Consider the following 22,776-nt stretch of genomic DNA (forward strand, 5'->3'; position numbering starts at 1 on the left):
TCGGGGTGCGTCACGTCTGGCAGCCGTGCCGCGCGACGGCGTGGAGCCCCGGGGCCCACCGGTCAGACCGACGCGGGCTCCCCCTGGCAGCGGGTGCCCGCAACGCGGTCCGGGCCGAGCGGGTCGGCCACGGTCCCGGTGTCGTCGAGCCGGCCCTGCGCCTCACGCACGGCCCGAGGGGGCGACGGCGGGCGCAGGTCGGCGACGGCACCCAGAGCGGCCAACACGTCGTCGGGTCGAACGGCGGGCGTCACCTGCCGGACGACCATGTGCAGTATGGCACAACCTGCCTCCTCGGCCGCCGACGCACTGGCCACGGCGGCCCGCGCGTCGACGTCCCGGAGGCCGTTCTTGGTGCGCTTCTCGACGGTGACCACGTCGGCGGCCAGGAACGCCTCGACGGCCGCTGCGAGCTCGGCGAGCGACACGCCGGGCAGCTCCACCCGCCAGCTCGCGGCGTCGATCCGGTCGGCCAGGGACCCGGTGCCCTCGACCGCCTCGACGCACTCGAGGACGTCGACGCCCGGCGGCAGCGAGGCGTCCAGCGCGGCCCGCACCTGCTCGGGGTCGCACCGCCGCGCCAGGCCGATCTCCAGGTACTCGGCCTCGCTGGCCGCCCCGGTGGGCGCGGCGCCGACGTAGGAGATCTTCGGGTGCGGCGTGAACCCGGCCGAGAACGCCATCGGCACCTGCGCGCGCCGCAGCGCCCGCTCCAGGGCACGGGCCAGGTCCCGGTGGGAGGCGAAGCGCAGCGGGCCGCGCTTGGCGTACCGCAGCCGCAGCTTCTGGACGGTGGGCGGCGGGGGCGGGCCCTCGGGCTGGCGGGCCACTAGCGGCCGACGACCGTGAGCGGGAGCAGGCTGCGCCCGGTCGGCCCGATCTGGATCTCGGTGCCGTTGGTCGGACAGACGCCGCAGTCGTAGCAGGGGGTCCACCGGCAGTCGGCGACCTCCTCCTCGGAGAGGGCGTCCTGCCAGTCGTCCCAGAGCCACTCCTTGTCCAGCCCGGAGTCCAGGTGGTCCCAGGGCAGGACCTCGTCCTGGCCGCGCTCGCGGGTGGTGTACCAGTCGAGGTCGACGCCGAGGGGCGCCAGCTCCTGCGCGGCCGCCTGCGTCCAGCGCTCGTAGGAGAAGTGCTCGCTCCAGCCGTCGAAGCGGCCGCCCTCGCGCCACACCCGCTCGATGACCCGGCCGACCCGCCGGTCACCCCGGGAGAGCAGCCCCTCGACGATGCCGGGCTTGCCGTCGTGGTAGCGCAGGCCGATCGAGCGGCCGACGCGGCGGTCGGCGTTGATCGCCTGGCGCAGCAGCCGCAGCCGCGCGTCGATCGTCTCGGCGCCGGCCTGCCCGGCCCACTGGAAGGGCGTGTGCGGCTTGGGCACGAACCCGCCGATCGAGACGGTGCAGCGGATGTCCTTGCGGCCGCTGGCCTCCCGGCCGGCGCGGATGACCTCGACCGCGAGCTCGGCGATCTCCAGCACGTCCTCGTCGGTCTCGGTCGGCAGACCGCACATGAAGTAGAGCTTCACCTGCTGCCAGCCGTTGGCGTAGGCGGTGGTGACGGTGCGGACCAGGTCCTCCTTGGACACCGTCTTGTTGATCACCCGGCGGATCCGCTCGCTGCCGCCCTCGGGGGCGAAGGTGAGGCCGGAGCGCCGTCCGTTGCGGGACAGCTCGTTGGCCAGGGTCACGTTGAACGCGTCCACCCGGGTGCTGGGCAGCGACAGGCCGGTGTTGGTGCCCTCGTAGCGGTCGGCGAGCTCCTTGGCGACCTGGCCGATCTCGGAGTGGTCGGCGCTGGACAGCGAGAGCAGCCCGACCTCCTCGTAGCCGGTCGCGCGCAGGCCCTGGTCGACCATGGAGCCGATGCCGGTGATGGTCCGCTCGCGCACCGGGCGGGTGATCATCCCGGCCTGGCAGAACCGGCAGCCGCGGGTGCAGCCGCGGAAGATCTCCACGCTCATCCGCTCGTGCACGCTCTCGGCCAGCGGCACCAGCGGCGTCTTCGGGTAGGGCCACTCGTCGAGGTCCATGACGGTGCGCTTGCCGACCCGCGCGGGGACGTCGTCCCGGGTGCGGGTCACGGCCGCGATGGCGCCGTCCGGACCGTAGGAGACGGAGTAGAAGCGCGGCACGTAGACGCCGTCCACCCGCGCGAGGCGGGCCAGCAGCTCGACCCGGCCGCCGGGCCGGCCCTGCTGCTTCCACGCCGCCACCACGTCGGTGATGTCGCCGACGACCTGCTCGCCGTCACCGAGGACGGCGCAGTCGACGAAGTCGGCGACCGGCTCGGGGTTGAAGGCGGCGTGCCCGCCGGCCACCACGACCGGGTGGGTCTCGTCGCGGTGATGAGCGTGCAGCGGGACGCCGGCGAGGTCGAGCGCCTCGAGCAGGTTGGTGTAGCCGAGCTCGGTGGCGAAGCTGACGCCGAGCAGGTCGAAGTCGGCGACGGCGCGGTGGGAGTCGACAGTGAACTGGCCGACGCCGTGCTCGCGCATCAGGGCGGCGAGGTCGGGCCAGACGGCGTAGGTGCGCTCGGCGAGGGCGTCGGGCCGCTCGTTGAGCACCTCGTACAGGATCATCAGGCCCTGGTTGGGCAGGCCGACCTCGTAGGCGTCGGGGTACATCAGCGCCCAGTGGACGGCGACGTCGTCCCACCCCTTGACCTGCGCGTTGAGCTCGCCGCCGACGTACTGGATCGGCTTCTGCACCTGCGCGAGGAGCGGTTCGAGACGGGGGTACAGCGATTCACCGTTCATGACCCGTCCAGGGTAGACGGGCCCTGGAACGGCGAGATCGCGCGATCTCGCACGGCCGGCCGGGGGGACGCGTGCGAGACCACGCGATCTCGACGAGGACGCGTCAGCCCAGCTTCGGGAAGAACAGCGCGATCTCGCGGGCGGCGGACTCGTCGGAGTCCGAGCCGTGGACGATGTTGTTCTGCACCTCGAGGGCGAAGTCGCCGCGGATGGTGCCGGGCGCGGCCTTCACCGGGTCGGTCGCGCCGGCCAGGGCGCGGAACGCCTCGACCGCCCGCGGGCCCTCGGCGACGAGCGCGAGCAGCGGGCCGCCGGTGATGAACTCGACCAGCGGGCCGAAGAACGGCTTCTCGCGGTGCTCGCCGTAGTGCTCCTCGGCGACGTCGCGGGTCAGGGTGCGCAGCTCGGCGGCGACCAGCCGCAGGCCCTTGGCCTCCAGGCGCGAGATCACCTCGCCGACCAGGCCACGGGCGACGCCGTCGGGCTTGACGAGGACCAGGGTGCGGGCGGGGGTGGCTTCAGACACGAGCGCGGAGCCTACGCGGCGCCCGGCCCGGCGTCGTCGTCCGAACGGGGAGCGGGTTCCCGGAAGGGATGGCCGAGCAGCTCCTTGCGGATCTGCAGCAGGTACAGCCAGATGAGCACGAAGATGCCGCCGACGAACCACATGGCGGCGTTGAGCAGACCGGTGAGCAGCAGCGGCACCTGCAGCGCGGTGGCCACGACCAGGCCCTGGGGACGGCGCTGCACCCCGCTGGCGAGCACGAGGACGACGGCCAGCACGAGCAGCAGCGTCAGCCGCACGCCGCCGAGGCCCTCCTCGGTCTGCGCGATGCCCCGCGGCACGAACAGGACGGCGATGCCCTCGAGCACCAGCACGCCGGCCGCGGCCCCGCGCAGCGCCCGCGCCGCCCGCTGCGGGTCAGGAGCCGTCACGGCTGCTGCCCGCCCAGGATGGTGCGGGCCTCCCCCGCCGTGATCACGCTGCCGGTGACCAGCACCCCGGAGCCGCCCAGCGCGTCGTCCGGCCCGGCCTCGGCCAGCTCGATGGCCTCGGTCAGCGCCTCCGGCAGCCGCGGCGAGACGCTGACCCGGTCGGCGCCGAACACGTCGACGGCCAGCGCGCCCAGCTCGTCGGCCGGCATCGCGCGCGACGAGCTGTTCTGGGTCACCACCAGCTCGGCGCAGACCTCCTCGAGCGCGCTGAGCATCCCGGCGACGTCCTTGCCGTGCACCACGCCGACCACGCCGACCAGCCGGGTGAAGTCGAAGGACTCCCGGACCGCCTCGACGGTCGCGGCCATGCCGGCGGGGTTGTGCGCGGCGTCGACCAGAACCGTCGGGCTGGTGCGCACCCGCTCCAGCCGGCCCGGCGAGCGGACGGCGGCGAACGCGCCGCGCACCGTCTGCACGTCGATCGGACCGGTCGCCGCGCCGGCACCGAGGAAGGCCTCGACGGCGGCCAGCGCGGTCGCGGCGTTCTGCGCCTGGTGGGCGCCGAAGAGCGGGAGGAAGACGTCCTCGTACTCGCCGCCGAGGCCCTGCAGCCGCAGCTGCTGGCCGCCCACGGCGACGCGGCGGTCCAGCACGCCGAACTCGGTGCCCTCGCGGGCGACCACGGCCTCCATCTCCACCGCGCGGCGGACCAGCGCGTCCAGTGCCGCCGGCTGCTGGCGGGCCAGCACCGCCACCGCGTCCCGCTTGATGATCCCGGCCTTCTCGCCGGCGATCGTGCCGACGTCGGGCCCCAGGTACTCGGCGTGGTCGAGCGCGACCGGCGTGACGACGGCGACGCGCGCGTCGGCGACGTTGGTGGCGTCCCAGCTGCCGCCCATGCCGATCTCGATGACGGCGACGTCGACGGGCGCCTCGGCGAAGGTCGCGTACGCCATGCCGACCATGACCTCGAAGAAGCTCATCGGGTGCTCGCCGGCGGCGTCGACCATCTGCACGTAGGGCGCGATGTCGTCGTAGGTCTCGACGAAGCGCTCGGCGCTCACCGGCTCGCCGTCCAGCACGATCCGCTCGCGCACCGACTGCAGGTGCGGGCTGGTGAACCGGCCGACCCGCAGGCCGAAGCCGCGCAGCAGCTCGTCGACCATCCGCGCCGTCGTCGTCTTGCCGTTCGTGCCGGCGACCTGGACGACGGGGTAGGCCCGGTGCGGGGAGCCGAGCAGGTCGACCAGGGCGGAGATGCGGCCGAGCGACGGCTCCAGCCGGGTCTCCGGCCAGCGGGCCAGCAGCTCCGCCTCGACGCGGGCGAGATCGGCGGGGCGGGTGCTGCTCATCCTCTCCAGGATGCCAGTCACCCACTACCTACGATGAGGGGCATGACCACCGACATCCACACCCCGGAGACCTCCGTCCCCGGAGCGGGCGCCGGTGTACCCGAGAAGCCGTCGCTCGACGGGCTCGAGGACAGGTGGACCGCCCGCTGGGCGGAGGACGACACCTACGCCTTCGACCGGGCGGCCGCGCTCGCCGCGCCGCGGGAGCAGACCTGGTCGATCGACACCCCGCCGCCGACCGCCAGCGGCTCGCTGCACGTCGGGCACGTGTTCAGCTACACCCACACCGACATCGTCGCCCGCTACCAGCGGATGCGCGGCAGGCACGTCTACTACCCGATGGGCTGGGACGACAACGGCCTGCCCACCGAGCGGCGGGTGCAGAACTACTACGGCGTCCGGTGCGACCCCGCGCTGCCCTACGACCCGTCCTTCGAGCCGCCGGCCAAGCCGGGCAAGGACCAGGTGCCGGTCTCGCGGCGCACCTTCGTCGAGCTGTGCATGCGGCTGACCGAGGAGGACGAGCGGGCCTACGAGCAGCTCTGGCGCCGCGTCGGGCTGTCGGTAGACTGGAACAACGTCTACCGGACGATCTCCGAGACCTCCCGAGCCACCGCCCAGCGGGCGTTCCTGCGCAACCTGGCCCGCGGTGAGGCCTACGCGCAGGAGGCGCCGACCCTCTGGGACGTCACCTTCCGGACGGCGGTGGCCCAGGCCGAGCTCGAGGACCGCGAGCGGCCCGGTGCCTACCACCGCATCGCCTTCCACACCTCCGACGGCCCGGTCTCCATCGAGACGACCCGGCCCGAGCTGATCCCGGCGTGCGTCGCCCTGGTCGCCCACCCCGACGACGAGCGGTACCAGCCGCTGTTCGGCCAGACGGTGCGGACGCCGGTCTTCGGCGTCGAGGTGCCGGTCGTGGCGCACCGCCTCGCCGAGCCGGACAAGGGCTCCGGCATCGCGATGATCTGCACCTTCGGCGACCTCAACGACGTCACCTGGTGGCGCGAGCTGCAGCTGCCCACCCGCGCGATCGTCGGCTGGGACGGCCGGCTGCTGTCCGAGGCCCCGCCCGGCGTCCCGGCCGGGCCGTACGCCGAGCTGGCCGGCAGGACTGTGTTCAGCGCGCAGCAGCGGATCGTGGAGCTGCTCCGCCAGTCCGGCGACCTCGAGGGCGACCCGCGGCCGATCACCCACCCGGTCAAGTTCTACGAGAAGGGCGAGCGCCCGCTCGAGATCGTCACCACGCGGCAGTGGTACATCCGCAACGGCGGCCGGGACGCCGACCTGCGCCAGGCCCTGATCGACCGCGGCCGGGAGATCCGGTGGGTGCCCGAGCACATGCGGCACCGGTACGAGAACTGGGTCGAGGGCCTCAACGGCGACTGGCTGATCAGCCGGCAGCGGTTCTTCGGCGTCCCGTTCCCGGTCTGGTACCGGCTGGACTCCGCCGGCGAGCCCGACCACTCGTCGCCGATCCTCGCGCCCGAGGAGTCGCTGCCGGTCGACCCGTCGTCCGACGTCCCCCCGGGCTTCGACGAGTCGCAGCGCGGGAAGCCGGGCGGGTTCATCGCCGACCCCGACGTCATGGACACCTGGGCGACCTCGTCGCTGTCCCCCCAGGTGGCCTCGGGCTGGGACACCGACCCGGAGCTGTTCGCGCACGTCTTCCCGATGGACCAGCGCCCGCAGGCCCACGACATCATCCGGACCTGGCTGTTCTCCACCGTCGTCCGCTCGCACTTCGAGCACGGCACGGTGCCCTGGACGCACGCCACGATCTCCGGCTTCGTGGTCGACCCCGACCGCAAGAAGATGTCGAAGTCCAAGGGCAACGTCGTCACGCCGATCGACGTCCTGGAGCGCTACGGCACCGACGCGGTGCGCTGGCGGGCCGCGGGTGCCCGGCCGGGGGCGGACTCGCCGTTCGACGAGGCGCAGATGAAGGTCGGCCGCCGGCTGGCCATCAAGATCCTCAACGTCGGCAAGTTCGTGCTGGGCCTCGGGGCGTCGGCCGCGGCGTCCGCGGACCAGGTGACCGAGCCGGTCGACCGGGGTCTGCTGGCGGGGCTGGCCGGCGTCGTCGACGAGGCGACCGCGGCCATGGAGACCTACAACTACACCCGCGCGCTCGAGGTCACCGAGGCGTTCTTCTGGTCCTTCTGCGACGACTACGTGGAGCTGGTGAAGTCCCGCGCCTACGGAACGGGGCCGGCCGCGGAGTCCGCCCGGGCCACGCTGGCGCTGGCGCTGTCGGTGCAGCTGCGGCTGTTCGCCCCGGTGCTGCCGTTCGTCACCGAGGAGGTCTGGTCCTGGTGGCAGTCGGGCTCGGTGCACCGCGCGCCGTGGCCGACCGCTCGCGAGCTGCCGGCCGGCGGGGACCCGGCGGTGGTGTCGGTGGTGGCGACCGCGCTGGCCGGGGTCCGGAAGGCCAAGTCCGACGCGAAGGTGTCCATGCGCGCCGACGTCGAGTCCGCGACGGTGACCGCGCCGGCCGAGCAGGTGCCACTGGTGGAGGCCGCGCGCAGCGACCTCACCGAGGCCGGCCGCATCGCGTCGCTGACCGTGGTCCCCGGTGAGGGCCCGCTCGCGGTGGACGTCGTCCTCGCCCCACCCGCCGAGGCCTGATCGGTGGGCGCTGAGGCCGGGTTCTCGTGCCAGGAACCCGGCCTCATCGCACACCGAACAGCCGGCGCCGGGCCTGGTACGTCGCCAGGATGTCCCGTCGGCAGGCCTCGGGCTCGGCGGTCAGCCGTGAGTAGCCATACCGGAGGGTCTGCCAGCCGACGGTCGCCAGCTGCGCGTCGCGCCGGATGTCCCTCTCCCGTTGCCGTCGGGAACCGTGCCAGGCCGCGCCGTCCAGTTCGACGGCCAGCAGAACCTCCTCGTACGCCACGTCGAGGAGGTACCGCTCCCCCGCCACGACGACCGGGCGCTGCTGGACGAACGCCGGCATGCCCGGCTGCTGCAGGACGTGGAGACAGCCCCAGACCTCGAGCTCGCTCCGGCAGCCCTGAGCGAGCAGCCGCACGAGCTCTGCCAGCTCGGCCCGCTGCGGCAGTCTCGATCGCCGGGCCAGCTCCGCGGTCAGCGCCCGCGGTCGACAGAGCCGCCGCCGGACGGCGTCGATGGCGGCAGCGCGGACGACGGGCCGGGTCAGCTGCCCCGGCGTCGCCCAGGTGTCGACGACGGCCCGCTCCACACAGGTGACCGGAATCCCGGCCACCCGGCGCAGCGCGTCCCCCACCTCGGCCCGGTGCAGCACGACCCCGGCGGATCCCCTGCCACTGCGGGTGGCGTCGACGATGAGGTGGACCGACTCCCGCGGCGGTGCGACCTCCCACAACGCCAGCGCCGTGCCGTGGCTGACCACCGCCTGCCTGGAGCTGACCGCTGCCGCGACCCGGGTGCGCCAGTCGCGGGCGGCTGCCGGGGTGGCGAAGACCCCGGGCTGCAGGCGGACCAGCCGGCCCGAGGCGACCCACGCGTCGACCGTGCCGCGGTCCACCCTCCGCCTCAGCTCCGCGCGGGTCGCCCAGCCGTCCGGACCCACCACTGCGTCGACGTCCCGTGCCACCGGTGCAGCCTGCGGGCGACGCGGCCTCGGTGATCCGCTTCGGCGACATCTGTGGACAGCGGCGCACCGTGTGCGCTCAGGCCGGGTGCGACGGCCCAGAACCCCGCCCCAGCGCACACCGTCACCGGCCGAGAACGGCGACGGCCCGCCTCCCCGGTGTGGGAGACGGGCCGTCGTGGTGCGCCTGGGTCAGGCCGACTTCTCGCGGGGGGCGCGGGCCGGCTTGCGCGGCACGATCGTCGGGTTGACGTGCTCCAGCACGACCTCCTTGGTGATCACCACGGAGGCGACGTCGTCCCGGCTGGGGACGTCGTACATCACCGACTGGAGCACCTCCTCCATGATCGCGCGGAGGCCACGGGCGCCGGTGCCGCGGAGGATGGCCTGGTCGGCGATCGCCTCGAGCGCGTCGTCGGTGAACTCCAGCTCCACGCCGTCGAGCTCGAACAGCCGCCGGTACTGGCGCACCAGGGCGTTCTTCGGCTCGGTCAGGATGTTCATCAGCGCGTCGCGGTCCAGCTTCTCCACGCTGGTGATGACCGGGAGGCGGCCGATGAACTCGGGGATCATCCCGAACTTCAGCAGGTCCTCGGGCATGACCTCGGCGAAGGCGTTGGCCTCGTCGATCTCCTTCTTGCTGCGGATCTCCGAGCCGAAGCCGATGCCCTGCTTGCCGGCCCGCTGCTCGATGATCTTCTCCAGCCCGGCGAAGGCGCCGCCCACGATGAACAGCACGTTCGTCGTGTCGATCTGGATGAACTCCTGGTGCGGGTGCTTGCGGCCACCCTGCGGGGGCACCGACGCCGTCGTCCCCTCGAGGATCTTCAGCAGCGCCTGCTGCACGCCCTCCCCGGAGACGTCGCGGGTGATCGACGGGTTCTCGCTCTTGCGGGCGATCTTGTCGACCTCGTCGATGTAGATGATGCCGGTCTCGGCGCGCTTCACGTCGTAGTCGGCGGCCTGGATGAGCTTGAGCAGGATGTTCTCGACGTCCTCACCGACGTAGCCGGCCTCGGTGAGGGCGGTGGCGTCGGCGATGGCGAACGGGACGTTGAGCATCCGGGCGAGGGTCTGCGCGAGGTGGGTCTTGCCGCAGCCGGTCGGGCCCATCAGCAGGATGTTGGACTTGGCCAGCTCGACCGAGTCGTCACGGCTGCCCGCACCGCCGGCCTGCACCCGCTTGTAGTGGTTGTAGACCGCGACCGACAGCGCACGCTTGGCCTTGTCCTGGCCGATGACGTACTGCTCGAGGAAGTCGTGGATCTCCTTGGGCTTCGGCAGCTCGTCGAACTTCAGGTCCGACGACTCCGAGAGCTCCTCCTCGATGATCTCGTTGCAGAGATCGATGCACTCGTCGCAGATGTAGACCCCGGGGCCAGCGATGAGCTTCTTGACCTGCTTCTGGCTCTTCCCGCAGAACGAGCACTTGAGCAGGTCACCGCTCTCACCGATTCGTGCCACCTGCTGACCTCCACCTCGGGGGGGATTCCAGGCTCCTGGTGTCAGGTGCCCGCCTGTTGATGGTGCTGATGTCCCGTGCTCGGCCTCGCTGCCGGCGAGGCTCTCCTCCCGGCACTCCGGCCGGGGATCGGGCGCTCGCCGACGGTACCTGCAGGCACCGGCCCCGGAGGGCGATGACTCGCCCGTCGGGGACGGCGCCAGAACCACATGCGTCCCGCGTCCCCCGACGGTACGGGTCGAGTGCCCGACACGCGAAGCACTCGACCCGTACCGGTTGAGAGGATCAGGCCGGGAGGGCGTTCAGCTTCCGGCTCTGGATCACCTGGTCGACGATGCCGTAGGCCTTGGCCTCGTCCGCGGTGAGGATCTTGTCGCGGTCGATGTCGGCCCGGACCTGCTCCGCCGACCGGCCGGTGTGCCGCGCCAGGATCTCCTCCATCTGCGTGCGCACCCGCTGGATCTCCGCCGCGTGGATCTCCAGGTCCGACACCTGACCGCCGGCCTCACCCGAGGGCTGGTGGATCAGCACGCGGGAGTAGGGCAGCGCCAGCCGCTTGCCGGGGGTACCGGCCGCGAGCAGGACGGCGGCGGCCGAGGCGGCCTGGCCCATGCAGACGGTCTGGATGTCGGGCCGGACGAACATCATCGTGTCGTAGATGGCCATCAGCGAGGTGAAGGAGCCACCGGGCGAGTTGATGTAGATCGTGATGTCGCGGTCCGGGTCGGCCGACTCGAGCGTGATGAGCTGGGCCATCACGTCGTTGGCCGACGCGTCGTCGATCTGCACCCCGAGGAAGATGATGCGCTCCTCGAAGAGCTTGTTGTACGGGTTGGACTCCTTCATGCCGTAGCTGGTCCGCTCCACGAAGGAGGGCAGCACGTAACGGCTGGAGGGCATCTGGAAGCTCATGGCAGTTCTCCTCCGAACCGTCAGTTGTCCGTGACCGGGTTGGTGCTGTCGGTCATGGCCGCCTTGCTCACCACGTGGTCGACGAAGCCGTACTCGAGGGCCTCCTGCGCGGTGAACCACCGGTCGCGGTCGGAGTCGCGCTCGATCTGCTCGATGCTCTGCCCGGTGTGGAAGGACTGCAGCTCGTTGAGCTCACGCTTCGTCCGCCGGAACAGGTCGGCCTGGATGGCGATGTCGGCCGCGGTGCCGCCGACGCCGGCCGAGGGCTGGTGCATCATGATCCGCGCGTGCGGCAGGGCGTAGCGCTTGCCCTTGGTGCCGGCGGTCAGCAGGAACTGGCCCATGGAGGCAGCCAGGCCCATGCCGTAGGTGGCGACGTCGCAGTCGATGAACTGCATCGTGTCGTAGATGGCCATGCCGGCGCTGACCGAGCCGCCGGGCGAGTTGATGTACAGGTGGATGTCGCGCTTGGGGTCCTCGGCCGACAGCAGCAGCATCTGTGCGGCCAGCTGGTTGGCGATGACGTCGTCGACCTGGGTGCCCAGGAAGATGATGCGCTCGCGGAGCAGGCGCTCGTAGACCGAGTCGTTGAGGTTCATCCCCCCGGCGGCGCCACGCATGAGCGGCGCGCTCGCCGAGTTCGGGTTGGTGCTCACGGGTGCGGTGACCTCCGTTGACTGTCGGGCAGCCGGTCTCGCTGGGCGGGGCTGGTGGTGCCGGCTCCGGGGCGTCGCCGCGGTGCGGTGTCCCGGTGCCGGTCTGGGTCCACGACGACCCTAACGCGCGTGCGTGAGGGGGCAGTCCCGGCGCGGGGGGTGTTCGCCGTGGGCGCAGCGGCCGGCGGGCGCCTCCCCTCTGGGGACGACCGACGCCGCCCCTCCCCAGGGCGTGGGGTGGGACGGCGTCGTCGCGGCGTGGCCTCGTCCAAGGGCTCGGACGGAGTGCTCTCTCAGCTCTTGGTGACGTCCTCGGCGTCCTCGGTCGCACCCTCGGGGGCCTCGACCGCAGCGGCGTCGGCGACCTCGGCGTCCGGGGCCTCGTCGGCGTCCTCGTCCTCGGTGCCGGCCTCGCCGGCGCCCGGGGCCTGCACCGTCTTCGGGCGCAGCGCCTCGAGGTCGACCACGTTGCCCGAGGCGTCGGTGATCGTCGTCTGCTCCAGCAGCTGGGCGAGGGTCTTGGTGCGGCGGACGTCGGCGACGAACTCGGCGATGTTGCCGCCCTGCTGCAGCTGCTGGGCGTACTGCTCCGGGCTCATCCGGTTGCGCTGCGCCTGCGCCATGATCTGCGCTGAGAGGTCCTCGTTGTCGACGGTGACCTCACGGGCGTCGGCGATGGCGTCGAGGATGAACTGGGTGCGCACCGCCTCCTCGATGTTCTTGCGCTGGTCGGCGTCGTAGGCCTCGCGGCTCTCGACCCCGGTCATCTGCAGGAAGCCGTCCCAGTCCATGCCGGCCTGCTGCAGCTCGTTCTGCATGGCCCGGTTGCGCCACTCGATCTCGCGCTCGACCAGCTTCTCGGGGACCGGCACCTCGACGGTCTCCAGCAGGTGCTCGACCAGCTTGTCGCGGGCCTGCGCGCCCTGCTGCAGCACCTTGGTGCGGGCCAGCCGGGTGCGGACGTCCTCGCGCAGCTCCTCGAGGGTGTCGAACTCGCTGGCGGTGGAGGCGAACTCGTCGTCCAGCTCGGGCAGCTCCTTCGCCTTCACCGAGCGCACGGTGACGGTGACGTCGGCGGTCTCGCCGGCGTTCGGGCCCTGCAGCAGCGCGGTCTGGAAGGTCGTCGACTCGTCGGCCGACAGCCCGCGGACGGCGTCGTCGAGGCCCTCCATGAGGTTGCCGGAGCCGACCTCGTAGGACATGCCGGTGGTCGAGCCGTCCTCGAGGACCTCGCCGTTCAGCGTGGCCTCGAGGTCGATGGAGACGAAGTCGCCGTCCTGGGCGGGCCGGTCGACGCCGGTGAGCATGCCGAAGCGCTCGCGCATGACCGAGATCTGCTGGTCGATCTCCTCGTCGGTGACCTCGACGTCGTCGACGGTGACCGCGAGCTCGTCCAGCGACGGCAGCTCGACCTTGGGGGCGACGTCGACCTCGGCGGTGAAGGCGAGGGTGTCGTTGTCGTCGAGACGGGTCACCTCGATGTCCGGCTGGCCCAGGACGCGCACCTGGTTCTCCCGGACGACCTCGGAGTAGACCTCCGGGATGGCGTGGTTGACGACCTGCTCGAGCACGAGCGGCCGGCCGACGCGCTGGTCGAGCACCCGGTTGGGCACCTTGCCGGGGCGGAAGCCGGGCACGCGCACCTGGCGGCCGAGCTCCTTGTAGACCTCACCGAAGGCGTGGTCCAGGTCCCCCCACGGCACCTCGATCGCCATCCGGACCCGCGTGGGGCCCAGTTCCTCGATGGTGCTCTTCACAGCAGCAGTGCTCCTCGATCGACAGATGGGGATGGGCGCCGGGCAGGACGGACGACGCCGGGTCGACCCCCGAGTCTAGAGACAGCCGCGGAGGCGCCGGTCCGGCGGGACGGAGAGGACGGGACGGTCGGGGTGACAGGATTTGAACCTGCGGCCCCCCGCTCCCAAAGCGGGTGCGCTACCAAGCTGCGCCACACCCCGTGGCGGGTCGAGTCTAGGTCCCGCCCCTACCCCGGGACGACGCGGCGCGGAGGGCCGACGCCCGGGCGGTTACGCTGTCGGGGCACCGTCGCGGGTGTAGCTCAATGGTAGAGCCCCAGCCTTCCAAGCTGGCCATGCCGGTTCGATCCCGGTCACCCGCTCCACGCAAAGCCGCAGGTCAAGCAGCCTGTCAGACCTCCTAGTGCTCCGTCACGGTTCTTCTTGATGTGATCCGCGGCCGGAGTGACCATTTCTCATGGCCGCGCACGTGCGGACTGTGGAAGTGCCCGACGCCGATCGGCAGGAGCTGGAGCGGCGGGTCCGGGACAAGGGCGCGCCGGCGCGGGAGGTCGAGCGTGCCCGGATCGTGCTGCTCGCGGCCGAGGGAGTGCCGGGCAAGCAGATCGCCGCGATCGTCGGCTGCGCCGAGCCGACCGTGGTGACCTGGCGACGGCGCTACGCCGACCACGGCCTGGGCGGGCTGGAGGATCTGCCCCGGCCGGGTAAGCCGGCGCAACTGCCCGAGGCGCTGCGGGACCGGGTGCTGGAGCTGACGCTGACCGAGCCGCCGACCGCTTTCGGGGCGACGCACTGGTCCTCGCGCCTTTTGGCCTCGGCCCTGGCCGGCGAGGGCAGGCCGATCTCGCACGCCACCGTGGCCCGGATCTGGCACCGCTTCGGCGTGCAGCCGTGGCGGACGCAGACGTTCAAGTTCTCCACCGACCCGGCCCTGGAGGCCAAGGTCCGCGACGTCGTCGGGCTGTACCTGCATCCGCCCGAAAAGGCGGTGGTGCTCTGCGTGGACGAGAAGCCGCAGATCCAGGCGCTGCAGCGGACGGCGCCGACGCTGCCGACCAGGCCCGGATGAGCGGAGCGGCAGACCTTCGACTACGTCCGGCACGGCACCACCACGCTGTTCGCCGCGCTGGAGGTGGCCACCGGCAAGGTGACCGAGGCCTGCACCCAGCGGCACCGGCACCAGGAGTTCCTGGCCTTCCTGCGCCAGGTCGCGCGGGCCTATCCGCGCCGCGAACTGCACGTGGTGGTCGACAACTACGCCACCCACAAGCACCCCGCGGTGCGCGCCTGGCTCAAGCGCCATCCTTGGGTCCACCTGCACTTCACCCCAACCTCGGGCTCCTGACTGAACCTGCTGGAGGCGTTCTTCTCGATCATCACCCGGCAGGCGCTGCGCCGGGGCAACTTCCCCACCGTCGCCGACCTCATCTCGGCCATCGAGGGCTTCATCGACGCCTGGAACGACCGCTGCGCACCGTTCACCTGGACCAAGGACCCGGACACCGTCATCGCCAAGGCCATCGACCCACGACGCCGCAAGACACAGACGACGTCAGTTACGGAGCACTAGGCGGCTTGATTGTTTGTCAACGACGCGTTCCCGAATCCTGTCTAATTGCCGCTATGAACTCCGCTGCCCGAGACTCTGGCGTCCGCTGGCGAGCGGCGGGCGCTTGAGCATCACCAAGGATGCCGAATAGCCTCCTTCGCACCTCGCCACCTTCAATCGAGTCGGGGATTTGGTTCGATTGAGAGGATAGTTTCCTTTCCACATCTTCCCGCGATGGGGAAATGATTCTTTGAAGAGAAGCGGGTCGCCCTGTGGTCCCGATAACCTCGATAAGCACGGCTGCGCCAGCGACGCAGAGAGCCGCTATTCGCACCCCGTTCCAGTTACCCGGTTCCGGAATGAGGACCGCTATGAGGCCACCAAGGAATGCCACAATGCCAAGATTGTAACCCCACCTAGCGCGAGTCCTGAGCCGTAAGGCCGTAGCGTCTTCCCACCATTGATCTAGACGAACCTTCGCGGCGACTGAGTCGTTGGACTTCGCCTCGGGCCACCATGCCAGCCGGTCCGACGGGGATGTTTGATACATCGCAGCGTTCAGCGCTGCCTGTATGGCGAATATTAAGAGGGCTGCGGCCATCGTGAAGAGGAGAATCGATATATCGCCGCGCCATCCCCTGGATCCGCGGCCAGTAATTGCGACGACCGCGCTCAGCGAGAATCCCGCGAGGAGTGGCGCTGCCACCTTGGAATAGTCGATGAGGCTGCTCGGGTAACCCAGGACATCTTCCTTAGACCAAACCTGGTTACGCCTACCCGGCCGATGACTCCTGGGCATTATCCGCCTCGAGACTCATGCGGCCTGTCACCAACACTGTGCCAACCATCGGCTACGCGTGGTCGCTCAAACTCTTCGGGGTCCTCGATTCGACGTACGTATACATGCAGTGTCTTACCAGCGCCATCCTCCGCCTCCTCCAGCGCGCGGAATGTTTGGGCCAACAGCCGGAACAGGGCCTCCTCTTGCACCAGTCCGCGAACTTCATACCAGAATCCTCTTGCGGCAACCTCCGGAGAAGGGACTATAGCTCCTACGGAAGGCGGAGCCGAAATCGAGGCAGGCGGAGGGGTCGAGGCAGGTGGATATGTAGGGGGTGGAGGGATCGGGGGAAGAGGATAACTTCCGGAATGCTCGTCAGCGGAGGACGCTCCGTTACCGCGCGGTTCGTGATCTCCGGACATCGGGCCCCCTGAACTATCGATGGGACGGCTGCTCATTCAACAGACCACCCTGCGCGTGTCAATGCTTCGCTCAACCCAATGAAGCGCTCGGACTTGGTGATAGTCGAGGCTCATCGGATCGGACCAATTCCGGGCGATCGATGCCATCTGCCCGACGAGGTCGTCGGAAGGGCTCGCTCCAGGGTGTCGCTGAAAATTGCGAGGAAGTCGTCGCGCCCAGGCGTCAGCTGTCTCATCCGGGCCATACCGGCCACATACCAGACGAGGTCGTCGTGCCAGCCGTCGTCCGCCCCGTCCCGCCAGACTGCTCGCCGGAGCATTTGAGCCATGACGATCATCCCCTTCTCGGGTGGCGTTCGGTCGGTGGAGCCGGGAGGGCACCGCCCGTGGCGGAGGAGCGGGTCGCGCTCGATGTCCGGCGGTCAGCCGGTCCTCTCCTGACGTCAACCCCCCGTCGCCCTGGTACCGAGGGCCGACCTCGATGTCCGGGCGACCGACGACGCTAGGAGACCGCTGTCACCGCGGCGTCACGGATTCGGCACCGGGCGCGTCGTCGCACGCACGGCATGTGCCCGGCCCACAGTGGCGAGGTCGGCCCCGGCGCAGCCGCAGTTGATGCGGAACCCGGCACTCAACTGGCATCGGGGCCGATCAACAGCGAGGAGCCGCTCGTCCGGGCCGCCGCGCGTGGCGTTAAGGCATGCGAAAGGCACGGCATCCGCCCGACCTGGCCCGGGCCAGCCAAGATGGCGCTCGGAGTCCCAAGCCTTCCAAGCTGGCCATGCGGGTTCGATTCCCGTCACCCGCTCCACCGCGGTGTCGCGGGGAACCGTTCACAGGCTTCCCGCGACACCTTTCACGTTCGGGCGGTTTGCGGTGCCGCCAGGACTCCCATCCTTCCGGCGAATGGAGCCTCCGTCAGACCCGGCGCGCGACAGCTTCCTCGCCACCCTTGACTACTCAGTCCTGACGACGCCGTCCTGATCGCCGATCCCCTTGAGGCAGACGGTCGGTCAGGGCAGCGGAAGTCGAGTAGATCCCCACCGTCGATGGCTTCGATGCTGCCGCGGACCATGCCTGCGAGCGTGAGGCGAGCACGGTTGCGGACGTCCCGGAGACGGCGCCGAAGACGTGCGTCGTGCCGCCGGGCTGGATCAGGAGGCTCCCCTCGAGGGTGCCACGGATCCAGGCCACTCCAGCCCGGTGGACGCGGACGGTCGTCCTTCGGTGCCCGCGCAGGTGTACTTCCCGTGAATGGCCAGCGTGTCCGAGGACATGTCCGATGCCTTCCTGTGCGCGTCCTCCGTCGGCGGCGTCCGGCGGTTGCTGCCGCGCGCTGGGGCATGTGCGGCGGGAGTCTTGGGAGTGCCGTGAGTCGGGCATTCAAGGGTGGTGCCGCCCCGCCCTCCGGCTGACGATGCCTGCGCCACACGCAGTCGGTGCTGCTCGCCGGGAGCTGCCCGGGTCAGACGAAGCGTGTGTGCGCTCGGGGCAGGGCTACACCGTCGACCTCGATGTCGACCTTCTCGTTGTAGAAGGCGACCAGGCCCGCGATCGGCAGGAGCTGTCGTGTGGGGAACGAGTAGGACCAGGCGATGTCCTGGTAGGCCTGCGGCGTCCTGCCCTCGACCCGCAAGGACCAGTAGTCCGACGTGACTCCCTTGTACGGACAAGCGGTCCGGGTATCGGTCCGGACCAGCTGCTCGAAGTTCACATCGGTGCGGTGGATGTAGTACCGGGTGAGCAACCCGGTCTCGAAGACCAGCACCGGGCTCGCACTGTCGGCCAGCACGTGGCCGTCCAACTGCACGCGGACGTGGCGGTGTGACGGCAGCGCGTCGACCCGGACGTAGGGGTTGCGGGGATGGACGAAGACCTGCTCGTCCTCCTCGTACCAGGCGTCGAGCGCGGCCCAGTCGAAGCGCGCGGTGCCGGCGATTCCGTCGACCGAGTCGGCGCCGAAGACACGCACGCTGCCCGGACGCTCCTCGTCCCCGATCCGGAGTCCGTACCGGCGGGCGGTTCCGCGCTGCAGACGCAGCTCCCGCCCCTCGTCGACCAGGAAGGACTCGTCGATGTCGTCGAACGGGATGTAGTACTGGGGATAGAAGGGGAACTCCCAGACATAGCGGGCACGAACGGAGTCGAAGACGGTCCGGCCGCTCAGGGTGGCCCTCACCCGCCTTGGTGCCGGCTCGATGCGACCGGCCTCGGCCGCCATGACGGGATAGTCGCGAGCTGGTGTTCCGGACTGATCTGGCATGACTTCTCCGGGAGGTGTGCTCGTCCCGCGGCCCGGTGAGCCGCGGTCAACTCGAGGGGGCGAGGTCGGCTCCGCCGAAGGGGACGTCAAAGCGATCGCACCAGACGACGACGCTGGTGTAGGCGGTGCTGTCGACGTCGGCGGGGACGGCGTAGTTCTGGTCGCCGATGTTGCCCTTGAGCGGGCCGAGGCTGACGTAGTCGTCGTCGAACGCCTCGTCCGGGCCGAGGGCCGGGTTCTTCGTCAACCACACGACCAGCACCGGACCGTTCGACGTGACGAACCCCTCGAACCGGACGACCACCCGGTCGTCGGACAGGCGGAGGACACGAGCGGTGCCCACGGTCTCGTGCTCCCGGGAGACGAAGCTGCCCGAGGCCAGTTCCACGGGCGGGGCCGCCGCTCTCGGGGCGGTTGATCCGGAGGCTGGCGACTGTTCGGCAGCCGCGCTCGGCAGCACCTCGTCGACCCGCTGGTCGTACAGCAGCTTCTGGGGCTGGAGCCAGACGAACGTTGCGGCAGCGAGGACGGCGAGTGCGCCAACCGTCAGCCAGACCCATCTTCTGCGCCACAGCCGGCGGCGCTGCTGGGGTCTGCCGGAGTTGGTGGCCGGTTCGTCCATGCGGCCGGGGACTTCATCGGCACGGGTCATGACCGGTGTTCTCCGCTGGATGGTTCGGTGTCACGGGAGGCAGCGCTCCGTCAGGCAGACGCCGCGCCGGCGTTGAAGGGTCAGGCGGCCTGCAGGATGTCGCCCGAGGGGACGCCGGACGCCGCGGCGAAGGCGTAGGGGTGGGCGAACGCGTAGCCGGCCTGATCGGGATTGGCCTGCAGTTGGAGGCAGACCCCGGAGCTCCAGTTCCAGACGACCACCACCGCGTTGCTGGTCCGCTGGTCCCAGAGCAGCGCCACCTCGACGGCGCCCTGCTCTCGGCGGGCCAGCTCGAGGAGCCCGGACCCGTTCCTCGTGCTGCTTGACATGACCCACCACTCCTGACCGTCTCCGACGTGTGCCCGTGGCGACGCTGCCTCGGGGGTACCGGCGGCCCGCCGGAGCGGGTGCCTTTCCACTCCCTACGTCTGAGCACCCGCGCGGTGGTTACACGCCCGGGCCGCCGAGCTTCCCGCTGGTGCCGGCCCACTGCAACGCCCGGCCCTACCGCCGGACGACGCCGTCAGAACGCTCGCGGCGCAGGCGCCGCCGGGACTCGGGTCGCCGGATGAGCTGTGTCCGGGAGCGGTCGAGGCGATGGCCCTGTCCGACGGGACGACCCTCCGATCGCCCGCTCAGCTGTTGGACTTCTCCGTGGGTGAGGTGGCCCGCCGCGTGCAGGACGCGCTGCGCAGGCGCCGGGTGGGGGTCTGACTGGTGGGCTCCGCGGCGCTCCAGGACTACGACCCGCGGCGGAGCGACGTCGACGTGCAAGCGGTCGCCACCGAGCGACTGTCCCTCCCGGAGCGCCGCGGTCCGGCCGATAGGCTGAAGCACGAGGCGCTCGCCACTCCGGCCTGCGGCCCGGAGTTCGTGCTCTACGCGCAGGACGACCTCGCGGCCGCCAGGAACCGCTTACCAGCTCAACCTCGACACCGGCGCGCGGATGGACCACCACCTGTCCTACGACGCCGACGACGACCCCCACTTCTGGTTCACGATCGACGTCGCCATCGCCCGTCAGAGCGGGCGGGCGCTCATCGCCCGCCGGCGGCGGCCGTCTTCCCCGAGCTCGGACGGGAGCTGCTGGCCGCGGCGGTGCTCGAGGCTCTCGACTGCTACGCCGGCGCTCCCGGCGCCCTGGACGCCGCGCTGCTGAGCGCCTGGCGCGCGTGGCCGTGAGCGGTCGACGGGTGTGGCGCTCCAAGGGCGACAGCGCCCGGTGGGTGATGGGGCGGGTTCCAGACCCTGCCCCGATCGAACGGGCGTTGCGGCGACGCGACGGGCAGGCGGCGGATGCGCCCATCACGCAGGACGACGTCGACCGGACGCTGGCGTCCGCGCGGGCCGCCCTCGCGGCGGTCACGGCGGGGAGCCACCGGTGAAACGCCCGCGGCCAAGCCGGGACAGCACCTGCACGGACCGCCGACCGGCGGCGTGCGCGGGAAGAGGAGGCGCGAGCGTGGGTCACCGTGGCACAGAACGTGGCACCGGCCGGACGGCGGACGGTGCGCCGAACCGGATCGGGCACCGGTGACCGACCTGTTGGCGGACGCCTTCCTCCCCGCTGACGGCGGTTTCGCAGCCGTCGTCGGCGCGCGTCCGTCGCTGTCCGTCCTGGCCCGGTGCGACGCGCACGAGGGCCCGACGTACCTGCCCGATGACGACGCGCTCTACGTGACCACGGTGCCGAGCGGCCGGCCGCCCGCGGCGCTGATCGAGCGGATCGCGCTGGACGGCGACCGGGCGGACCTCGGAGCCGAGCGGGGCACGGCAGTGCCGGGGATGGCGGTCATGCCGAACGGCATGGCCGCGTGGGGCTCCCACCTGCTGGTCTGCGAGCAGGGGGGCTTCGACTCCCCGGCGCGGCTGTCCGCCCTCGATCCCCGCACCGGCGCCACCACGACCGTCGTCCAGGACTACGACGGGCGTCCGTTGAACTCCCCCAACGACGTCGTCGTGCGCCGGGACGGGACGATCTGGTTCACCGACCCGTCGTACGGCCACCTGCAGCACTTCCGACCGGCCCCCGAGCTGCCCGATGCCCTGTACCGGTTCGACCCGGTGACCGGCCGGCTGCGGATGGTCGCGGACGACGTCGACAAGCCGAACGGGCTGGTCTTCTCCCCCGACGAGACGGTGCTCTACGTCGCCGACAGCGGCGCCGTGCAAGGACCCGGGAGCTACGACCCGGACCGGCCGCACCACGTCTATGCCTACGACGTCGAGGGTGATGCCCTGGGTTCCCGCCGGGTCGTGGACGTCACAACTGCGGGCACACCGGACGGGCTCACCGTCGACGAGGACGGCCGGATCTACGTCTGCTGCGCCGACGGTGTGCGGGTGCTGTCCCCCGACGGTCGGCTGCTCGGCCGGATCGCCGTCCCCGGCGGCGCGGTGAACCTCACCTTCGGCGGTCGCGATCGCGACCGGCTCTTCATCACTGCGGACACGGCCGTCTGGGTGGCCGTCCTGAACACGAGAGGAGCGTGACCGCCATGACCGCGGTCCGCACGCGGAAGGTCCTCGACGGCGTCGGCGTGGACGCAGTGCTCGGGGCGGCGGAGAAGCACGCGACCGAGCACGGCTACCGGGTCGTCATCGCGATCGTCGACGCGTCGGGGCGGTTGCTCGCCCTGCGGCGCACCGAGGGCAGCCAGGTGGCCAGCGACCAGGTGGCCATCGACAAGGCCAGGACCGCCGCGATCTTCATGCGCCCCAGCCGGGAGATCGAGCAGCAGGTGACCGACGGGCGGCTGGGCGCGCTGGCTCTGCACGGTGCGCGGGCGCTCACCGGCGGCGTGCCGCTGACCGTCGACGGCGAGGTGGTCGGCGCTATCGGGACCAGCGGCGAGACCCCGGACGAGGACGAGGCGGTGTCCGCGGCGGGCGCGGCGGCGCCGATCAGCACGCGCGAGGTGCCCGCGCTGAGCTACTCGGCCGCCCAGGTGGCCGTCCAGGCGATCGCCGACGCGGCCACGGCCCGCGGCGTGGCCCCGGTGGCGGCGGCGGTCGACGCCGGCGGCGACCTGTTGCACCTCTGGCGCCCGGACGCGGCGCAGGTGGCCAGCGTCGGGGTGGCCACCGACAAGGCGCGCACCGCGGCCACCTTCCGGCGGCCCAGCCGGGACTTCGAGCGGCAGGCCGCCGGTGGACGACCGTCGGCCCTACACCTGGCCGGCGCGGTGCCCTTGCAGGGGGGCATGCCCATCGAGGTGGACGGCCACGTCGTCGGCGCGGTCGGCGTCAGCGGTGCGTCCTCGGCCGACGAGGACCAGGAGCTGGCCGAGATCGGCCGGGACGCCGGCCGGCGGGCCGCCTCCGGTGCCGGTGGTCAGGACGCCGTCCACATCTCCGCGGAAGACCTCGAGGAGAAGTTCCGGCAGGGTGGCCTGCTCCTCGACACCGACCGCTACAGGGTCGACGCGGGACGGCGGACCGCACCGGGGGCGGTCGAGTACCACGCCGCCGTCGTCGACGTCATGCGGGTGGTGCAGGGCAGGGCCACGGTGGTCACCGGCGGCACGATGCGCTCCGCTCGAGAGGTGGGGCCGGGTGAGCTGCGCGCCGAGTCCATCGACGGTGGGACTCCTCACGAACTCGGCGAGGGCGACGTCCTCGTGGTCCCGAACGGGGTGCCGCACCAGTTCGTCGACGTCTCCGACCCGTTCCTGTACTTCGTGACGAAGGTGGTGGCGTAGC

The 22,776-nt window shown here is 71.3% G+C and carries 16 protein-coding genes, 2 tRNA genes and 1 pseudogene; 5 read left to right on the forward strand and 14 right to left on the reverse strand.

Features of this window, described 5'->3' with window-relative positions; translation table 11 throughout:
- Nucleotides 1-62 precede the first annotated feature (62 nt).
- From ACI78Z_RS10595 to folC, 5 genes are all read right to left on the reverse strand, one after another.
- Nucleotides 63-830 carry a TIGR03936 family radical SAM-associated protein gene (locus tag ACI78Z_RS10595; protein ID WP_457036495.1) on the reverse strand — a complete coding sequence of 256 codons (768 nt, stop codon included), beginning with the start codon at nt 828-830 and terminating at the stop codon, nt 63-65.
- Nucleotides 830-2,758: a TIGR03960 family B12-binding radical SAM protein gene (locus tag ACI78Z_RS10600; RefSeq protein ID WP_457036496.1), complete on the reverse strand. Its 1,929-nt coding sequence runs from the start codon at nt 2,756-2,758 to the stop codon at nt 830-832. Before ACI78Z_RS10600 ends, ACI78Z_RS10595 begins: the two co-directional genes overlap by 1 nt.
- Nucleotides 2,759-2,861: 103 nt before the next feature.
- Nucleotides 2,862-3,284 carry a nucleoside-diphosphate kinase gene (gene ndk / locus ACI78Z_RS10605; RefSeq protein WP_457036497.1) on the reverse strand — a complete coding sequence of 141 codons (423 nt, stop codon included), beginning with the start codon at nt 3,282-3,284 and terminating at the stop codon, nt 2,862-2,864.
- 11 nt (nt 3,285-3,295) lie between these two features.
- The gene (locus ACI78Z_RS10610; RefSeq protein ID WP_457036498.1) at nt 3,296-3,694 is read right to left on the reverse strand and encodes a DUF4233 domain-containing protein; all 399 of its coding nucleotides are present in this window, start codon (nt 3,692-3,694) and stop codon (nt 3,296-3,298) included.
- Nucleotides 3,691-5,046: a bifunctional tetrahydrofolate synthase/dihydrofolate synthase gene (gene folC, locus ACI78Z_RS10615; protein ID WP_457036499.1), complete on the reverse strand. Its 1,356-nt coding sequence runs from the start codon at nt 5,044-5,046 to the stop codon at nt 3,691-3,693. The genes ACI78Z_RS10610 and folC overlap by 4 nt, the downstream gene beginning before the upstream one ends.
- A 42-nt stretch (nt 5,047-5,088) precedes the next feature.
- On the opposite strand from folC, the gene valS reads away from it, so the two are divergent.
- Nucleotides 5,089-7,674, forward strand: coding sequence for a valine--tRNA ligase (gene valS, locus ACI78Z_RS10620; protein WP_457036500.1), 2,586 nt, complete (start codon nt 5,089-5,091; stop codon nt 7,672-7,674).
- Nucleotides 7,675-7,717: 43 nt separating this feature from the next.
- Here valS and ACI78Z_RS10625 read toward each other — a convergent pair whose 3' ends face one another.
- The 6 genes from ACI78Z_RS10625 to ACI78Z_RS10650 all read right to left on the reverse strand — a co-directional run bounded on the left by ACI78Z_RS10625 (nt 7,718) and on the right by ACI78Z_RS10650 (nt 13,608).
- Nucleotides 7,718-8,623 (reverse strand): DUF559 domain-containing protein, encoded by a 906-nt coding sequence (locus ACI78Z_RS10625; RefSeq protein WP_457036501.1) that lies wholly within the window; start codon nt 8,621-8,623, stop codon nt 7,718-7,720.
- Between the two features lie 189 nt (nt 8,624-8,812).
- Nucleotides 8,813-10,084 carry an ATP-dependent Clp protease ATP-binding subunit ClpX gene (clpX, locus tag ACI78Z_RS10630; protein WP_457036502.1) on the reverse strand — a complete coding sequence of 424 codons (1,272 nt, stop codon included), beginning with the start codon at nt 10,082-10,084 and terminating at the stop codon, nt 8,813-8,815.
- 283 nt (nt 10,085-10,367) lie between these two features.
- Nucleotides 10,368-10,994: an ATP-dependent Clp protease proteolytic subunit gene (locus ACI78Z_RS10635; RefSeq protein ID WP_457036503.1), complete on the reverse strand. Its 627-nt coding sequence runs from the start codon at nt 10,992-10,994 to the stop codon at nt 10,368-10,370.
- 20 nt (nt 10,995-11,014) lie between these two features.
- Entirely contained in the window at nt 11,015-11,650 is a 636-nt protein-coding gene (locus tag ACI78Z_RS10640; protein ID WP_457036504.1) for an ATP-dependent Clp protease proteolytic subunit, read from the reverse strand.
- 293 nt (nt 11,651-11,943) lie between these two features.
- Nucleotides 11,944-13,407, reverse strand: coding sequence for a trigger factor (gene tig, locus ACI78Z_RS10645; RefSeq protein WP_457036505.1), 1,464 nt, complete (start codon nt 13,405-13,407; stop codon nt 11,944-11,946).
- A gap of 127 nt (nt 13,408-13,534) precedes the next feature.
- Nucleotides 13,535-13,608: transfer RNA gene (locus ACI78Z_RS10650), tRNA-Pro, on the reverse strand.
- Nucleotides 13,609-13,698: 90 nt separating this feature from the next.
- Between ACI78Z_RS10650 and ACI78Z_RS10655 the strand changes: the two genes are divergently transcribed.
- Nucleotides 13,699-13,772, forward strand: a tRNA-Gly gene (locus ACI78Z_RS10655).
- 92 nt (nt 13,773-13,864) lie between these two features.
- A pseudogene (locus ACI78Z_RS10660) lies at nt 13,865-14,977 on the forward strand (IS630 family transposase).
- 2,647 nt (nt 14,978-17,624) lie between these two features.
- On the opposite strand, the gene ACI78Z_RS10665 reads toward ACI78Z_RS10660, so the two are convergent.
- From ACI78Z_RS10665 to ACI78Z_RS10675, 3 genes are all read right to left on the reverse strand, one after another.
- Nucleotides 17,625-18,338, reverse strand: coding sequence for a DUF427 domain-containing protein (locus ACI78Z_RS10665; protein WP_457036506.1), 714 nt, complete (start codon nt 18,336-18,338; stop codon nt 17,625-17,627).
- A gap of 130 nt (nt 18,339-18,468) precedes the next feature.
- Nucleotides 18,469-19,074: a DM13 domain-containing protein gene (locus ACI78Z_RS10670; RefSeq protein ID WP_457036507.1), complete on the reverse strand. Its 606-nt coding sequence runs from the start codon at nt 19,072-19,074 to the stop codon at nt 18,469-18,471.
- Nucleotides 19,075-19,154: 80 nt separating this feature from the next.
- Entirely contained in the window at nt 19,155-19,403 is a 249-nt protein-coding gene (locus tag ACI78Z_RS10675) for a hypothetical protein (protein ID WP_457036508.1), read from the reverse strand.
- Between the two features lie 1,204 nt (nt 19,404-20,607).
- On the opposite strand from ACI78Z_RS10675, the gene ACI78Z_RS10680 reads away from it, so the two are divergent.
- Nucleotides 20,608-21,567, forward strand: a complete 960-nt coding sequence (locus ACI78Z_RS10680; RefSeq protein WP_457036509.1) for an SMP-30/gluconolactonase/LRE family protein — start codon at nt 20,608-20,610, stop codon at nt 21,565-21,567.
- Nucleotides 21,568-21,572: 5 nt separating this feature from the next.
- Nucleotides 21,573-22,775, forward strand: coding sequence for a heme-binding protein (locus ACI78Z_RS10685; RefSeq protein ID WP_457036510.1), 1,203 nt, complete (start codon nt 21,573-21,575; stop codon nt 22,773-22,775).
- Nucleotide 22,776 lies beyond the last annotated feature (1 nt).

This window comes from Geodermatophilus sp. SYSU D01176 (assembly GCF_054050015.1).

Excerpts from the sequence above, each read along its gene's own strand:
- ACI78Z_RS10600 (WP_457036496.1), bottom strand. The coding sequence starts at position 2,758 with ATGAACGGTGAATCGCTGTACCCCCGTCTCGAACCGCTCCTCGCGCAG.
- folC (WP_457036499.1), bottom strand. The coding sequence starts at position 5,046 with ATGAGCAGCACCCGCCCCGCCGATCTCGCCCGCGTCGAGGCGGAGCTG.
- valS (WP_457036500.1), top strand. The coding sequence starts at position 5,089 with ATGACCACCGACATCCACACCCCGGAGACCTCCGTCCCCGGAGCGGGC.
- ACI78Z_RS10635 (WP_457036503.1), bottom strand. The coding sequence starts at position 10,994 with ATGAGCTTCCAGATGCCCTCCAGCCGTTACGTGCTGCCCTCCTTCGTG.
- ACI78Z_RS10670 (WP_457036507.1), bottom strand. The coding sequence starts at position 19,074 with ATGACCCGTGCCGATGAAGTCCCCGGCCGCATGGACGAACCGGCCACC.
- ACI78Z_RS10675 (WP_457036508.1), bottom strand. The coding sequence starts at position 19,403 with ATGTCAAGCAGCACGAGGAACGGGTCCGGGCTCCTCGAGCTGGCCCGC.
- ACI78Z_RS10685 (WP_457036510.1), top strand. The coding sequence starts at position 21,573 with ATGACCGCGGTCCGCACGCGGAAGGTCCTCGACGGCGTCGGCGTGGAC.